The sequence below is a fragment of the Vibrio sp. 10N.222.52.B7 genome, assembly GCF_041474275.1.
Classification (GTDB): domain Bacteria; phylum Pseudomonadota; class Gammaproteobacteria; order Enterobacterales; family Vibrionaceae; genus Vibrio; species Vibrio crassostreae_C.
In genome coordinates this window covers 1-477 of the sequence record NZ_JBFRTU010000324.1, presented here as the reverse complement: position 1 = coordinate 477, position 477 = coordinate 1, and the positions used below count along the sequence as shown (strand labels likewise).

The 477-nt window shown below is 49.9% G+C and carries 1 protein-coding gene; it reads left to right on the top strand.

The genetic code is table 11. The features are described from left to right. Positions 1 to 477: thiamine pyrophosphate-dependent enzyme (locus AB4512_RS23040; protein ID WP_372175846.1), on the top strand; the 477-nt coding region annotated here is incomplete at both ends.

The following is a 477-nucleotide window of genomic DNA, read 5'->3' as shown; positions in this document are numbered from 1 at the left end:
GTTGGTATCTGTGGTGATGCGAAAGCAGCTGCGGTTGCTCTATCTGAAAGATTGGAAGGCCGTGCATTGTTGTGTGATGACAATAAAGGCGCTCGTCAAGACACGGTCGCAACAGAGAAAGCACTTTGGGAAAAAGAGCTTGATGAGTGGACACACGAACGTGACTCGTTCAGCTTAGATATGATTGAGGAAAACTCACACGAGACTCCGTTCTCTGGTGGTGAATACCTTCACCCGCGCCAAGTATTGCGTGAGCTAGAAAAAGCGATGCCAGAAGACGTAATGGTCTCAACCGATATCGGTAACATCAACTCGGTGGCAAACAGCTACTTACGCTTTGAAAAACCACGTAGTTTCTTTGCGGCAATGAGTTTTGGTAACTGTGGTTACGCGTTCCCGACCATCATTGGCGCGAAAGCAGCAGCACCTCATCGCCCAGCTATCTCTTATGCAGGCGACGGTGCGTGGGGCATGAGC